Genomic DNA, 15,003 nt, shown 5'->3' on the forward strand with positions numbered 1-15,003 from the left:
TCACTCGCCGGGCCACTGCGGCTTCCGCTTCTCGTTGAACGCGGCGACACCCTCGGCGCGGTCCCCGGAGAAGGCCACCGAGCGCCAGGCCGCGTCCTCGACCTCGAGACCGGCCCGCAGATCGAGCCCCTGCCCGAGCCTCATCGCGCGCTTGGCGGCGCGGAGCCCGACGGGAGAGTTCGCGGCGATCTTGGCGGCGATCTCCAGCGCGCCGGTCCTGGCATCGTCCACGAGCTGGTCGACGAGCCCCAACTCCCGGGCCTCCGCGGCCTCCACGCGGCGTGCCGTATAGACCAGCTCGGCCGCCCGCGCGGCCCCGACGCGGCGCGGGAGCAGCTGCGTCCCGCCGCCGCCGGGGATGACACCGACGGACACCTCGGGCAGCCCCACGACGGCGGTGCCGTCGGCGACGATCAGATCGCAGGCCAGCGCCAGCTCGAACCCGCCGCCGAGCGCGAATCCGTGCACGGCGGCGACGGTGGGCATGGGCAGCTCGAGCACCCCGGTGTAGGCGGCCCGCGCGGTCGGCCGCTGCCGCACCAACTCGGCGTCGGAGAAGGAGTTCCGCTCCTTCAGGTCGGCGCCGACGCAGAAGGCCCGTTCATGGGTGGAGCTGAGCACGGTGACCCGTACGTCCCGGTCGGCACCGAGGGCGTCGCAGGCGGCGGCGATGGAACGGGCCATGTCGGTGGAGACGGCGTTCATGGCCTTGGGCCGGTCGAGTACGAGCTCGGCGACGTGCTGGTGCCTGCGGACGACGACGAATTCCCCGAAGCGCTGCTCGGACTCGGACATGACGACCCTCCCGGTGAACGATGGTTAACCGGATCATAGGGCGTGGCCGCTGCGCGGGGCCTGTTCCCCCACCCCGCCCTCCCCCAGACTTCGTCCGGGGGGACCCCCACGGGGCTGAATGTGCGGCAGAGCCGCACACTTCAGCCCGTCCGGCGTTTGAGGACACGCGCGAAGCGCGTACGGGGTCTGGGGCGAAGCCCCAGTTCGGGATGGGGGTACCTCCCACGGCCGCCAGGCCGTAGGGGGAGGGCGGGGTGGGGGAACACCCCCGGTCAGAGCTCAGCCGCCGCGGCGCGACATGAGCCACGGCTCCACCACGCCGAGCCCCCGCACCGGCCGCTGCCACATCGGCTGAAGCGCGAAGCGGTACGAGGGGGGCTCCTCGCCCTCCTTCTCCGCCGCGGCCGCTGCCTCCGCCGCCTCCGCCTCGGACGCCGGCGCGTCCCCCGTGCGCACGAGCTCCTCCGCGAACGCGCCGTCCACCAGCACCGCGTCCTTCGGCGCTATCGAGGTCAGGCGGCTCGCCAGGTTCACGGTCGTGCCGAAGACGTCGCCCATCCGCGTCGTCACCGTCCCGAAGGCGATGCCGACCCGCAGCGCGGGCATCGACTCGTCGTCCGTCATCGTCTCTATCAACCGCAGCGCGATCTCCGCCGCCGTGCCCGCGTCGTCCGCCGCGTACAGGACCTCGTCGCCGAGCGTCTTGATCAGTCGGCCGCCGTGCGCGGCGACCAGGTCCGCGCAGGTGGTCTCGAACGCCTCGACGAGTTCCCCGAGTTCCTCCTCCTCCAGGCGCCGGGTGAGGCGGGTGAAGCCCACCAGGTCCGCGAAGCCGACCGCGAGACGGCGGTCCACCATCTCCTCGTCGTCCGCCGCCTGGACCACGCGCCCGGTCGCCGCGGCGAGCTGGCGCCGCCAGACGTAGACGAGGAACTCCTCCAGCTCGGGCAGGAGCAGCTCGACCAGGGGGTACGTGACTTCCGTACGGGTCATTCCGGGCTCGGGCGGCTCGGTCAGGCCCTCCAGGAAGGAATCGATCTGCCATTCCGCCAACCGGGCGGTGGTCTGGCCGGTCGAGCGGGCCACCTGGACCGCCATCGGCTCGCTGAGCAGGCCCGCCTCGACGAGACCGGCGAGCCGTCGCAGGGCCAGTACGTCCGCCTCGGTCAGGGCCTTGGCCTGGCCGATGTCGGCGAAGCCCATGGCCCGCCAGAAGCGGGAGGCGAGCTCCATGGAGACTCCGGCCGTGCGGGCGGCCTGAAACGGCGTGTAGCGCCGGTCCGCGCCCAGGATCAGCTGCTCCAGCCGGATCGCGAGGGGGTCGTCGGTCGGCTCCACGGTGTGATCGACCTCGTGGTGCGGCGGATGCACCGCAGCGGCCCCTGAGGCCGTGCCCGGGGACGAGGACGCGCGGGAGGCCGACGATGACGAATTCGGGGGTCCGGACGCGCCGGAAGAGGAGCCCTCCGGCGGCTGCGCGCCCGCGCCGGAAGTGGTGTCGTCGACGGTCACCAGCCGCCTCCTGCCCGTTCCCTGCGCACTGCCCTGCCGATCTGTCGCTCGATCGCCTCAACGATACGGCAGGTGTGCCCTGGCTCACGTCCCGGCCGGCCGGCCGGTTCAGCCGGCCGGCCGCAGGTGCACGATGTCGCCCGCACTGATCGCCTGCCGCCCCCCGCCCTCCGTGGACAGCACCAGCCGCCCGTCTCCGTCGATCGCGACCGCCTCGCCGATCACCGAGCGTTCGCCGGGCAGCTCGGCCCGTACGCTCCGTCCCAGCGTCGCGCAGCCCGCCGCGTACGCCTCCTGGAGCCCCGAGAGGCCCGGGTCGCCGCCGGCCGCGCGCCAGTCGCCGTACCACTGCTCCAGCGAGCGCAGGACGGCCCTCAGCAGCGGGTCACGGTCGGTGGAGATCGCGTTCGCGAGGGCGAGGGAGCCCGCCTCCGGGACCGGCAGCTCCTCGGTACGCAGCGTGACATTGAGGCCGATACCGATGACCACAGCGTCGTCGCCCGCCCGCTCGGCGAGGATCCCGCCGGTCTTGCGCTCCTCGCCGTCGATCTTTACCAGCAGGTCATTGGGCCATTTGAGGTACATGTCCACCCCGGCGGCGCGGGCGAGACCCGTCGCGGACGCCACCCCGGCGAGCAGCGGCAGCCAGCCCCAGCGCTCGACCGGGATGTCCGCTCCGGGCTTCAGCAGTACGGAGACGAACAGCCCGGAGCGCGGGGGCGCCGTCCAGGTGCGGTCCAGGCGTCCCCGCCCCGCCGTCTGCACCTCGGCGACGAGCACGGCCCCCTCCTCCAGGGACCCGGCTCTGGCCGCCAGGTCGGAGTTGGTGGACCCGGTCTCGGGCACGATGTCGAAAGAGGTCCACAGCCCGCCCGGCTGCAGCAGCGAGTGGCGCAGCGCGGCTTCGTTCAGCGGCGGCCGGTCGAGGTCGGACCAGCGGCTCCGGGGCGCATTCTCAGGCGTCATGCAAGCCAGGTTAGGTGTGGTAAACGACGCACTGCCGAACGGTATGCGCGCCGATACGCTACGAGTCAGTAGCCACCGACCCCGTGACCAGCCAGGGAGCCGCATCCCGATGTCCGAGCCGGAACAGATCGACATTCACACCACCGCAGGAAAGCTGGCGGATCTGCAGCGCCGTGTTGACGAGGCGACGCATGCCGGTTCCGCGCGCGCGGTGGAGAAGCAGCACGCCAAGGGCAAGTTGACCGCCCGTGAGCGCGTCGATCTGCTGTTGGACGAGGGTTCGTTCGTAGAGCTGGACGAGTTCGCCCGGCACCGCTCCACGGACTTCGGCATGGAGCAGAACCGTCCCTACGGCGACGGTGTGGTCACCGGCTACGGCACGGTCGACGGCCGTCCGGTGGCGGTCTTCTCCCAGGACTTCACCGTCCTCGGCGGGTCCCTGGGCGAGGTCTTCGGCCAGAAGATCATGAAGGTGATGGACTTCGCACTGAAGACGGGCTGCCCGGTCGTCGGCATCAACGACTCCGGCGGCGCCCGTATCCAGGAGGGCGTCATGGCCCTTGGCATGTACGGCGAGATCTTCCGCCGCAACACCCATGCCTCCGGCGTGATCCCGCAGATCTCGCTGATCGTCGGACCGTGCGCGGGCGGCGCCGTCTACTCCCCCGCGATCACCGACTTCACGGTGATGGTCGACCAGACCTCGCACATGTTCATCACCGGACCCGATGTCATCAAGACGGTCACCGGTGAGGACGTCGGCTTCGAGGAGCTGGGCGGAGCCCGTACGCACAACACCACCTCCGGTGTCGCGCACCACATGGCGGGCGACGAGAAGGACGCCGTCGAATACGTCAAGTCGCTCCTGTCGTACCTGCCGTCCAACAACCTCTCCGAGGCACCGGCCTTCCCCGAGGAGGCCGACCTGGAGACGACCGACGAGGACCGCGAGCTCGACACCCTCATCCCCGACTCCGCGAACCAGCCGTACGACATGCACACGGCCATCGAGCATGTGCTGGACGACGGCGAATTCCTGGAGACGCAGGCGCTGTTCGCGCCGAACATCGTCACCGGCTTCGGCCGGGTCGAGGGCTACCCGGTCGGCATCGTCGCCAACCAGCCGATGCAGTACGCGGGCTGCCTGGACATCAACGCCTCCGAGAAGGCCGCGCGCTTCGTGCGCACCTGCGACGCGTTCAACGTCCCCGTGCTGACCTTCGTCGACGTGCCCGGCTTCCTGCCGGGCGTCGACCAGGAGTACGGCGGCATCATCCGCCGCGGCGCGAAGCTGATCTACGCCTACGCGGAGGCGACGGTTCCGCTGATCACGGTGATCACGCGCAAGGCCTTCGGCGGCGCCTACGACGTCATGGGCTCCAAGCACCTGGGCGCCGACCTCAATCTGGCCTGGCCGACCGCGCAGATCGCGGTCATGGGCGCACAGGGCGCCGTGAACATCCTGCACCGCCGCACGATCGCGGCCGCGGATGACGTCGAGGCGACCCGCGCGGAGCTGATCCAGGACTACGAGGACACGCTCCTCAACCCGTACATCGCGGCGGAGCGCGGCTACGTCGACGCGGTGATCATGCCGTCGGACACGCGCTCGCAGATCGTGAAGGGCCTGCGTCAGCTGCGTACGAAGCGGGAAAGCCTGCCGCCGAAGAAGCACGGCAACATCCCCCTCTAGGAAGGGACCTGACGATGATCAAGGTCGTACGAGGAAATCCCACCCCGGAGGAACTGGCCGCCGCACTTGCGGTGGTTCAGGCACGCGCCGCGGCGACGGCCGCGGCGGTGGAGGGCGCGCCGCTCCCGCCGGAACAGTGGTCGGACCCGGCGCGGATCGCCCGCACGCGAAGGCCGCTGCCGGGCCCGCGGACGTGGGCCCGCAGCTACTGGCCGGTTTAGGCCCGCGCCTCGATCGCCGGACGGGCTGACATGTCAGCCCGTCCGGCCATGAAGAGCATGAGCCCCTGACGGAACAGCAACCCCTTAAGGTCCTGTCCTACCGATCTTGCCGGTTTCGCGTGCCCTGGCACGCCCGCTCGCCGCGTTGTCGTCAGTCGCCGACGCTCCGCGTCGGCTCTCCCCCTGCCTTCGGCGGGGGGACCCCCATCCTCCGGCCTGCGATCGCACGCACCACAGTGACATCAGCAGCCGCTCCGCGGCGGGCCGCTCACTGATCCGGCCTGATCGGCCGGACAGGACCTAGTCATCGCGACACCGGAAATTGGCCCGTTGTCGGCCCGCCGGTTGAGTACCCGTACTCAGGCGCCGCCCGGCTCCCTGCAGCAGGATCGAAGACATGCTGTGGTCCGACCCGGAGAACGAGCCTCCGAAAGAACTGCGCGAGACGCAGGCGATGATGCGCCGCGCGGGCCTCCTGCTGGCCCTCGCGATGGTGGTGGCGATGTTCGTGGTCGGGCTGCACTGACCGCCGCCTACGATGACCCCATGACCGCTCACCGCCCCCGGCTCGTCCTCGGCTCCGCCTCCCCCGCGCGCCTCAATCTGCTGCGCCAGGCCGGACTCGTCTCCGAAGTGATCGTCAGCGGCGTCGACGAGGACGCGCTGAGCGCACCGACCCCGGCCGAGCTGGCCCTGGTACTCGCCGAGGCGAAGGCGGCCGCCGTGGCCGCGCGCCCGGAGGCCTCCGGCGCGCTCGTCATCGGCTGCGACTCGGTCCTCGAACTGGACGGCCAGGCCCTGGGAAAGCCGGCCGACGCGGAGGACGCGACCGCCCGCTGGAAGAGCATGCGCGGCCGCTCCGGCATCCTGCAGACCGGCCACTGCGTCACGGACACGGCGACCGGCCGCAGCGTGTCGGCGACCGCGTCGACGACCGTGCGCTTCGGCGAGCCGACGGACGCCGAGATCGCCGCGTACGTCGCGAGCGGCGAACCGCTGCACGTGGCGGGCGCGTTCACGCTGGACGGCCGCTCGGCGCCGTTCATCGACTCCATCGACGGCGACTACGGCAACGTGATCGGGCTCTCGCTGCCGCTGCTGCGCACGCTGCTGGCCGAACTCGGCTTCTCGATCACGGATCTGTGGACGGACTGAAGCACCCCCGCCCCGGGGCGGGTTGACGTCAGCCGAGCGTCAGAATCACGTCAGACTCGACGCCGGCTCGCGGCCGGGTGAGGGCGGGCTCGGGCCCGCCTCACGACCGGCTCGGATCCCGCTAGGCGGGTGCGGCGCCGTTCGTCGAAGCGGGCTCGCTCAGGGTCTCTTCCTTCTGTGGCTTCCCGCCATTTCCATAGGCCAGCAGCACCAGGACGATCAGTGCGAGCACGACCATCATGAACGCGAACGCGTCCCAGCCGACGAGACCCACCGTGAGCGCGCCCAGCACGCCGTGCGTGATCGCGCACGAGATCAGCAGGATCCGGGCGGCGCGCCCCGGGGCCCGGTCGCGCAGACCGGCAAGCAGCGCGACCACACCGCAGGCGGCGAGGTAGAGACCGAAGACGCCGCCCATCACCCATGTGCCCGTGACCATCGCGTCCGGGTCCAGGTCGGCGAGCGACATGCTCTGCTTCTTGAGGAACGTGGCGAGGATCCCGTTGATCACCACGATGCCGATGGCCTCCACCAGCAGAACAAGCGCGGCCACCACGGCCACCGGTCTGCGCGCCACGGCGCCCCCAACCCTCTGTTACCGGAAGTACGTACGACAACACGAACGCTACTAACGGGTAAAGGGCGGGACAAGGGGCGCGGCACGCTCGGTCTCACAGCAAAGAATCATTGGGCCATTCGTAGGGACTCGACAAAGAAACGCGCCCGGCCGCTGGCGCCCAGAACAGAGACCTGTGCCACACCACGGGGTTACTGTGCGAGGAAGGAACCCGTCGTACCTTGGTGCGACAAGGGATTTCGCGACTTGCGCGAGCCTCGAATCACGCTCCGTGTGGCATAGCTCACCATTGGGGATGGGTCGAAGGACGGTGTGCGGCTTCCCTAAACTCAGCTTGTTTCAAGGAGGGAGCCATCGTGCGCAAGGTGCTCATCGCCAACCGTGGCGAAATCGCTGTCCGCGTTGCCCGTGCCTGCCGGGACGCCGGGATCGCGAGCGTAGCCGTCTACGCCGATCCGGACCGGGACGCATTGCATGTCCGCGCGGCCGACGAGGCGTTCGCCCTGGGCGGTGACACCCCGGCCGCCAGTTACCTGGACATGGCCAAGGTGCTCCAGGCCGCGAAGGACTCGGGAGCGGACGCCATCCACCCCGGATACGGCTTCCTCTCGGAGAACGCGGACTTCGCGCAGGCCGTACTGGACGCCGGTCTGACGTGGATCGGCCCGCCGCCGCAGGCGATCCGCGATCTGGGTGACAAGGTCGCCGCCCGTCATATCGCCCAGCGCGCCGGCGCGCCGCTGGTCGCCGGTACGCCCGACCCGGTCTCCGGCGCCGACGAGGTCGTCGCCTTCGCCCGGGAGAACGGGCTGCCGATCGCGATCAAGGCGGCGTTCGGCGGTGGCGGCCGCGGTCTGAAGGTCGCCCGCACCCTCGAAGAGGTGCCGGAGCTGTACGACTCCGCGGTACGCGAGGCCGTCGCCGCCTTCGGACGCGGCGAGTGCTTCGTCGAGCGGTACCTGGACAAGCCGCGGCACGTCGAGACCCAGTGCCTGGCCGACAGCCACGGCAATGTCGTCGTCGTCTCCACGCGTGACTGCTCGCTGCAGCGCCGCCACCAGAAGCTGGTCGAGGAGGCGCCCGCGCCGTTCCTCTCCGAGGCGCAGAACGCCGAGCTGTACGCCGCGTCCAAGGCCATCCTCAAGGAGGCCGGTTACGTCGGCGCCGGCACCGTCGAGTTCCTCGTCGGTGTCGACGGCACGATCTCCTTCCTCGAGGTCAACACCCGTCTCCAGGTGGAACACCCGGTCACCGAAGAGGTCACCGGCATCGACCTGGTCCGCGAGATGTTCCGTATCGCCGACGGCGAGGAGCTCGGTTACGGCGACCCGGCGGTGCGCGGTCACTCCTTCGAGTTCCGCATCAACGGCGAGGACCCGGGCCGGGGCTTCCTCCCGGCCCCCGGCACGGTGACCACCTTCGCGCCGCCGTCCGGTCCGGGTGTGCGCCTCGACGCGGGCGTCGAGTCCGGGTCGGTGATCGGTCCCGCCTGGGACTCGCTGCTGGCCAAGCTGATCGTCACCGGCGCGACGCGGGAGCAGGCGCTGCAGCGTGCGGCGCGCGCGCTGGAGGAGTTCAACGTCGAGGGCATGGCCACCGCCATCCCCTTCCACCGCGCGGTCGTCACCGACCCGGCGTTCACCGCGGACCCCTTCCGGGTCCACACCCGGTGGATCGAGACGGAGTTCGTCAACGAGATCAAGCCCTTCGCGGCGCCCAGCGACGCGGACGCCGAGGACGAGCCGGGCCGCGAGACGGTCATCGTCGAGGTCGGCGGCAAGCGCCTGGAGGTCTCGCTGCCGTCCTCGCTGGGCATGACGCTGGCCCGCACCGGCCTGGCAGCGGGCGCCAAGCCCAAGCGCCGCGCGGCGAAGAAGTCGGCGTCGGCGGCCTCCGGTGACACCCTTGCCTCTCCGATGCAGGGCACGATCGTCAAGATCGCGGTCGAGGAGGGCCAGGAGGTCAACGAGGGCGACCTCGTCGTCGTCCTGGAGGCGATGAAGATGGAGCAGCCGCTGAACGCGCACCGCTCCGGCACGATCAAGGGCCTGTCGGCCGAGGTCGGCGCGTCGATCTCGTCGGGCGCGATGATCTGCGAGATCAAGGACTGACGTCCGGCCGAGTGTGTACGTGTGTGGGGCCTGCCCGGTACGACGACGGGCAGGCCCCACGCGTATGCATCCTGGACACTGAACGCCGGGGGGCGGACTCAGGGAGGACGACGCGATGGCGACCAGTACGGCGGTGGGCTCGGCGCGGCCGATGCGGGCGGATGCGCGCCGCAACTACGAACGGCTGCTGACCGAAGCGCGCGCCGTCTTCGCCGAGTACGGCACCGACGCCTCGCTCGAAGAGATCGCGCGGCGGTCGGGCGTGGGCATCGGCACGCTGTACCGGCACTTCCCCAACCGCCACGCGATGATGAGCGCGGTCTTCCAGGAGGCCCTGGCCGCACTGCTGGAACGCTCGGGCGAACTGGCATCGGCGGAGCGGCCCTGCGGGGCGCTGGTGGAGTGGCTGCGCGCCCTCATCACCCATGCGGGTGAGTACCGAGGGCTGGCCCGAGCGCTCATGTCGGCCTCGCACGACAAGACTTCGGCCCTGTCGGCATGCAGCGTGCCGCTGCGCGAGGCGGGCGAACGGCTGCTGATCCGGGCGCAGGAGAGCGGGGCGGTGCGGGCGGATGTCTCGATCGGCGACCTGATGCAGCTGACGAACGCGATCGCACTGGCGGCGGAAGAGGAGCCGGGGGACGCGGAGTTGGCAGACAGACTGCTGACGCTGACGCTACGGGGCCTGAAGGGGGAGGACGGAGCCCGGGCCTGAGGCGGTCCGGCCACCCGGCGCCGTGTGGTGCGGGTTCCGGGTCGCCTCGGGGCTCGACTCCTCGGCGTCGGCGGCGATGAGGGGTCCGTATCGGTCACCCGGTGTTGGCCGCCAATCGGGGGTTCGCCCACGAAACCACCCACCGGACAGCAACCAACAACGCCCCCTGGCCCACGGCACCCACGAACCCGGTACAAGCGCCGTCGGGATCGACTCCTCGGCGTCGGCGGCGATGAGGGGTCCGTAACGCTCACCCGGTGTTGGCCGCCAATCGGGGGTTCGCCCACGAAACCACCCACCGGACAGCAACCACCAACGCCCCCTGGCCCACGCCCACCACGACCGCTGGAAACGCGGGGACGACCCTTCACCGCCCCTCCTCAGGCCGAGGGGCTGTGTGCGCGGAGGTCCGCCGGATGTCTGTACGCAGCGCGAAGCTGCCGCAGGCGGGGGTGCGAGGGGCGCCAGCCCCTGCATTCTTCTCCGCGGCGAAGCCGCTGGAGTCTCGGGGTGGGGGCGTCAGCCCCCACACCCCCCCCAGGGGTCTGGGGCGAAGCCCCAGTTACGGGAAGGGGCGGGGTGGGGGAACAACCCCGGACCCGCACCCCGCGCACCTACCGCCGGCGCAGATCCGCCACCCTCGCCGCCCTCTCCCCTGGAGGCTCCGACGTCAGGGCGTTGCGCAGCTGAGGGCCCGGCCCGGCCCCGCCGCGGGTGCGGCGTTGGGACGGGAGCGGGACGTCGCGGCGGGGCTGGCGGCCGGGCCCGGCCGTGTCCGACGGCGCGCCCGAGCCGGCCACCGCGATCTGGACGCCCTGGTCCGCCAGCGCCTGGAGTTCCGTCGCCGCCCGGTCGTCGTGCGTCGGCGGCTCGTCCGTGACCAGCCGCGTGATCACATCCGTGGGCACCGTCTGGAACATCGTGTCGGTACCGAGCTTGGTGTGGTCCGCGAGGACCACGACCTCCGCCGCGGCCTGGACGAGCGCCCGGTCGACACTCGCCGAGAGCATGTTGGACGTGGACAGGCCGCGCTCGGCCGTCAGCCCGCTCCCCGAGAGAAACGCCCGGGACACCCGCAGGCCCTGCAGGGACTGCTCCGCCCCGCTGCCCACCAGCGCGTAGTTGGAGCCACGCAGCGTCCCACCGGTCATGACGACTTCGACCCGGTTGGCATGGGCCAGCGCCTGGGCGACGAGCAGGGAGTTGGTGACGACGGTCAGTCCGGGGACGCGCGCGAGCCGGCGGGCCAGCTCCTGCGTCGTCGTCCCCGCTCCGACCACGATCGCCTCGCCTTCTTCGACGAGGCCCGCGGCAAGATCGGCGATGGCCGTCTTCTCCGCGGTCGCGGACAGGGATTTCTGCGGAAAGCCGGACTCCCGCGTAAAACCGCCCGGCAGTACCGCACCGCCGTGACGGCGGTCGAGGAGTCCTTCTGCCTCCAGAGCCCGCACGTCCCGCCGTACGGTCACTTCGGAGGTCTGGACGACGCGGGCGAGCTCACGGAGCGACACGGCTCCGTTGGCGCGCACCATTTCGAGGATCAATTGGCGACGTTCTGCAGCGAACACGAAACTGACAGTAACCTGACCGACCGATACTTTTCAGCACTATGCGCCGAATAACAGAAGTTGCGCACAGACGGGACCGCCAAGTGGTATGGGCGGCCCGGGAGTTGATCGGTTGCCGCGCACAGTGCCCGGGGTTCGTCGGGTTTGCGCCCGCATCACCCTTCGCCGGCCGCCTTGCGGGTGTGCAACTGCCGTGCCACCTCGGCGATCGACCCCGACAGAGAGGGGTACACGGTGAAGGCGTTTGCGATCTGTTCCACCGTCAGATTGTTGTCGACCGCGATCGAGATGGGATGGATCAGTTCGCTGGCGCGCGGCGAGACGACCACGCCGCCGACCACGATGCCCGTGCCCGGGCGGCAGAAGATCTTGACGAAGCCGTCCCGGATGCCCTGCATCTTCGCGCGCGGGTTGCGCAGCAGTGGCAGCTTGACCACGCGCGCGTCGATGATGCCGCCGTCGACGTCCGCCTGGCTGTAGCCGACGGTCGCGATCTCCGGGTCGGTGAAGACGTTGGACGAGACGGTCTTGAGGTTCAGCGGCTGCACCGCGTCGCCCAGGAAGTGGTACATCGCGATACGGCCCTGCATGGCCGCCACTGAGGCGAGTGCGAAGACCCCGGTGACGTCACCGGCCGCGTACACGCCGGGAGCGCTCGTACGGGAGACCTTGTCGGTCCAGATGTGGCCCGAGTCCCTGAGCCGGACGCCGGCCTCCTCCAGGCCCATTCCCGCGGAGTTCGGGATCGCGCCGACCGCCATCAGGCAGTGCGAGCCGGAGATGACGCGGCCGTCGGAGAGCGTGACCTCGACCCGGTCGCCGACGCGCTTGGCGGACTCGGCGCGGGAGCGGGCCATGACGTTCATGCCGCGGCGGCGGAAGACGTCCTCCAGGACCGCGGCGGCGTCCGGGTCCTCGCCCGGCAGCACGCGGTCGCGGGAGGAGACGAGGGTGACCCGGGAGCCGAGCGCCTGGTACGCGCCGGCGAACTCGGCGCCGGTGACGCCGGAGCCGACCACGATGAGCTCGTCGGGGAGCTCGGTGAGGTCGTACACCTGGGTCCAGTTCAAGATGCGCTCCCCGTCGGGGAGCGCATCGGGGATCTCGCGCGGGTGGCCGCCGGTCGCGAGCAGTACGGCGTCGGCGGTCAGCGTCTCCTCGGTGCCGTCCGCGGCGGTCACGACCACCGTGCGGGAGCCGTCCATCGCCTGCCGGCCCACCAGCCGGCCGCGGCCGCGCATCACCCGGGCGCCGGCCCGGGTGACGGAGGCGGTGATGTCGTGGGACTGGGCGAGCGCGAGCCGCTTCACCCGTCGGTTGACCTTGCCGAGGTCGACGCCGACGATCCGGGCGGCCTGCTCCATCGGCGGGGTGTCGTCGGCCACGATGATGCCCAGCTCCTCGTGCGAGGAGTCGAAGGTCGTCATCACCTCGGCCGTGGCGATCAGGGTCTTGGAAGGTACGCAGTCGGTCAGCACAGAAGCCCCGCCGAGGCCGTCGCAGTCGACGACGGTCACCTCCGCGCCGAGCTGGGCGCCCACCAGGGCCGCCTCGTATCCGCCGGGTCCGCCGCCGATGATCACGATCCGGGTCACTGGGGTTACGCCTCGCGCTCTCGTTCGTTCTGCCGGGGTTCGGGGGGTGGCCCCTTTGGACTGCAGTACGTCCTCCATTGTCCCGCACGGTTCAAGTGCCCTCGCCCCGGGTCCCTTCATCGGTGAACCGCAACCACCCGCGCCCCTCCCGTACCCTCGATCCCATGTCGCTCTACGCCGCGTACGCCGGCAACCTCGACGCGCGGCTGATGTCCCGCCGCGCCCCGCACTCCCCGCTGCGCGGCACCGGCTGGCTCAACGGCTGGCGGCTGACCTTCGGCGGCGAGCAGATGGGCTGGGAGGGGGCACTGGCCACGATCGTGGAGGCGCCGCGCTCCCAGGTCTTCGTCGCGTTGTACGACATCGCCCCGATGGACGAGGACTCGATGGACCGCTGGGAGGGTGTCGGCCTGGACATCTACCGGCGCATGCGGGTCCGGGTGGACACCCTGGACGGCGAGGAGCCTGCCTGGGTGTACGTGCTGAACGGATACGAGGGCGGGCTGCCGTCAGCGCGGTACCTGGGCGAACTGGCCGATGCGGCGGACTCGGCGGGCGCGCCGCACGACTATGTGATGGAGCTGCGGAAGCGGCCTTGCTGATGCGTTTACCGTCGCGTTCGTGGGAAACGACAAGGCAACGATCCGAAGACCGTGGGCTGCGTCATCTACGCGCGTAGGAAATGACCGGCTACCCTCGTCGGCGTGAACGCATCTGTGAATCCGGACCTCAACGGCGTTAGCGCCGACCCCCACGCCGCAGCCGACGCCGCCGCCGCGCGCCTGCGCGAGCTGACCGGCGCCGAGACGCATGACGTAGCCCTGGTGATGGGCTCCGGCTGGGCACCGGCCGTCGACGCGCTCGGTACGCCCGAGGCCGAGTTCCCGGTCACCGACCTGCCCGGCTTCCCGCCGCCCGCGGTCGAGGGCCACGGCGGCACCATCCGCTCGTACCGCATCGGCGTGAAGCGGGTGCTGGTCTTCCTCGGCCGTACGCACTTCTACGAGGGCCGTGGCGTGGCCGCGGTCTCGCACGGGGTGCGCACCGCGGTGGCCGCGGGCTGCAAGACCGTCGTGCTGACGAACGGCTGCGGCGGTCTGCGCGAGGGCATGCGCCCCGGGCAGCCGGTGCTGATCAGCGACCACATCAACCTGACGGCGGCGTCGCCGATCATCGGCGCGAACTTCGTGGACCTGACGGACCTGTACTCGCCGCGCCTGCGGGCGCTGTGCAAGGAGGTCGACGCGTCGCTGGAGGAGGGCGTGTACGTCCAGTTCCCCGGCCCGCACTACGAGACGCCGGCCGAGATCAACATGGTCCGCGTCATGGGCGGCGACCTGGTCGGCATGTCCACGGTCCTCGAGGCGATCGCGGCGCGGGAGGCGGGCGCGGAGGTGCTGGGCATCTCCCTGGTCACGAACCTGGCGGCGGGGCTTACGGGCGAGCCGCTGAACCACGAGGAAGTGCTGCAGGCGGGCCGGGATTCGGCGGCGCGGATGGGCGAGCTGCTGACGCGGGTGCTGGACCGCATCTGACGGTCCGGGTCCACCGGGGTGCGCGGTCGGGGGTGTGCCGGTGCCGCGCGGTGCGGGTCTTGGCGTCCGCGGTGCGGGCGCGCCGCACGGCGCGGTTTCCGGGTCGCGTGTTGGCCGCCAATCGGGGTTCGCCCGCGAAACCACCCACCGGAGAGCAACCACCAACGCCCCCTGGCCACGCTCACCACGGACGCTGGAAATGTGGGGACGACCCTGCACCGCCCCTCCCCACCGGACGGGCTGCGGTGCGCGGCGGTTCGCCCGCGAAGCCACCCACCGGGCAGCAACCACCAACGCCCCTGGCCCAGGTCCACCACGAATGCTGGACACGCAAAGCCGGCGCCGATCCCCGTCGGGGGCCGGGTCTGGAGCGGTTCGCCCCGCCGGGGCAAGCGGGAACGCCGGAGGCTCCGCGGCGGAGCCGCCGGAGCATCGGGGGTGTGGGGGCGCAGCCCTCACGAGACCCCCTCCTCCCAGGGGCCCGGGGCGCAGCCCGGTTCGGGATGGGGGTACCTCCCACGGCCGCCAGGCCGTAGGGGGAGGGCGGGGTGGGGGAACAA

Annotated in this window: 14 protein-coding genes; 8 read left to right on the top strand and 6 right to left on the bottom strand. The window is 71.1% G+C overall.

Annotation, left to right across the window (positions count from 1 at the left end):
- From OHA61_RS13755 to OHA61_RS13765, 3 genes are all read right to left on the bottom strand, one after another.
- A complete protein-coding gene (locus OHA61_RS13755) occupies positions 1-795 on the bottom strand; it encodes an enoyl-CoA hydratase/isomerase family protein (RefSeq protein ID WP_406303296.1) in 795 nt (264 codons plus the stop codon).
- 279 nt (positions 796-1,074) lie between these two features.
- On the bottom strand, positions 1,075-2,307 hold the full coding sequence (locus OHA61_RS13760) for an adenylate/guanylate cyclase domain-containing protein (protein WP_406303297.1): 1,233 nt from the start codon (positions 2,305-2,307) through the stop codon (positions 1,075-1,077).
- A gap of 108 nt (positions 2,308-2,415) precedes the next feature.
- The gene (locus OHA61_RS13765) at positions 2,416-3,273 is read right to left on the bottom strand and encodes a biotin--[acetyl-CoA-carboxylase] ligase (RefSeq protein WP_328670135.1); all 858 of its coding nucleotides are present in this window, start codon (positions 3,271-3,273) and stop codon (positions 2,416-2,418) included.
- A gap of 109 nt (positions 3,274-3,382) precedes the next feature.
- On the opposite strand from OHA61_RS13765, the gene OHA61_RS13770 reads away from it, so the two are divergent.
- The 4 genes from OHA61_RS13770 to OHA61_RS13785 all read left to right on the top strand — a co-directional run bounded on the left by OHA61_RS13770 (position 3,383) and on the right by OHA61_RS13785 (position 6,342).
- Positions 3,383-4,966 carry an acyl-CoA carboxylase subunit beta gene (locus OHA61_RS13770; RefSeq protein ID WP_406303298.1) on the top strand — a complete coding sequence of 528 codons (1,584 nt, stop codon included), beginning with the start codon at positions 3,383-3,385 and terminating at the stop codon, positions 4,964-4,966.
- 14 nt (positions 4,967-4,980) lie between these two features.
- The gene (locus tag OHA61_RS13775; protein ID WP_324989630.1) at positions 4,981-5,187 is read left to right on the top strand and encodes an acyl-CoA carboxylase epsilon subunit; all 207 of its coding nucleotides are present in this window, start codon (positions 4,981-4,983) and stop codon (positions 5,185-5,187) included.
- Positions 5,188-5,584: 397 nt separating this feature from the next.
- Positions 5,585-5,713, top strand: coding sequence for a morphogenic membrane protein MmpB (gene mmpB, locus OHA61_RS13780; protein WP_266486898.1), 129 nt, complete (start codon positions 5,585-5,587; stop codon positions 5,711-5,713).
- Between the two features lie 20 nt (positions 5,714-5,733).
- On the top strand, positions 5,734-6,342 hold the full coding sequence (locus OHA61_RS13785; protein WP_406303299.1) for a Maf family protein: 609 nt from the start codon (positions 5,734-5,736) through the stop codon (positions 6,340-6,342).
- Between the two features lie 121 nt (positions 6,343-6,463).
- Here OHA61_RS13785 and OHA61_RS13790 read toward each other — a convergent pair whose 3' ends face one another.
- The gene (locus OHA61_RS13790) at positions 6,464-6,919 is read right to left on the bottom strand and encodes a hypothetical protein (RefSeq protein ID WP_406303300.1); all 456 of its coding nucleotides are present in this window, start codon (positions 6,917-6,919) and stop codon (positions 6,464-6,466) included.
- A gap of 356 nt (positions 6,920-7,275) precedes the next feature.
- Here OHA61_RS13790 and OHA61_RS13795 point away from each other — a divergent pair, with 356 nt between their 5' ends.
- Together OHA61_RS13795 and OHA61_RS13800 are read left to right on the top strand one after the other, a co-directional pair.
- A complete protein-coding gene (locus tag OHA61_RS13795; RefSeq protein ID WP_406303301.1) occupies positions 7,276-9,030 on the top strand; it encodes an acetyl/propionyl/methylcrotonyl-CoA carboxylase subunit alpha in 1,755 nt (584 codons plus the stop codon).
- A 115-nt stretch (positions 9,031-9,145) separates the two neighbouring features.
- Positions 9,146-9,745, top strand: coding sequence for a helix-turn-helix domain-containing protein (locus tag OHA61_RS13800; protein ID WP_324974003.1), 600 nt, complete (start codon positions 9,146-9,148; stop codon positions 9,743-9,745).
- Positions 9,746-10,359: 614 nt separating this feature from the next.
- Here OHA61_RS13800 and OHA61_RS13805 read toward each other — a convergent pair.
- Positions 10,360-11,313, bottom strand: a complete 954-nt coding sequence (locus OHA61_RS13805) for a DeoR/GlpR family DNA-binding transcription regulator (RefSeq protein WP_324974000.1) — start codon at positions 11,311-11,313, stop codon at positions 10,360-10,362.
- A gap of 155 nt (positions 11,314-11,468) precedes the next feature.
- Positions 11,469-12,908, bottom strand: a complete 1,440-nt coding sequence (locus OHA61_RS13810; RefSeq protein ID WP_406303302.1) for an NAD(P)H-quinone dehydrogenase — start codon at positions 12,906-12,908, stop codon at positions 11,469-11,471.
- Positions 12,909-13,072: 164 nt separating this feature from the next.
- Between OHA61_RS13810 and OHA61_RS13815 the strand changes: the two genes are divergently transcribed.
- Entirely contained in the window at positions 13,073-13,510 is a 438-nt protein-coding gene (locus tag OHA61_RS13815; RefSeq protein ID WP_142214025.1) for a gamma-glutamylcyclotransferase, read from the top strand.
- A gap of 102 nt (positions 13,511-13,612) precedes the next feature.
- Positions 13,613-14,443, top strand: coding sequence for a purine-nucleoside phosphorylase (locus tag OHA61_RS13820; protein ID WP_324973993.1), 831 nt, complete (start codon positions 13,613-13,615; stop codon positions 14,441-14,443).
- Positions 14,444-15,003: the final 560 nt, after the last annotated feature.

The organism is Streptomyces sp. NBC_00885, from assembly GCF_045207475.1.
Taxonomy (GTDB): Bacteria; Actinomycetota; Actinomycetes; order Streptomycetales; family Streptomycetaceae; genus Streptomyces.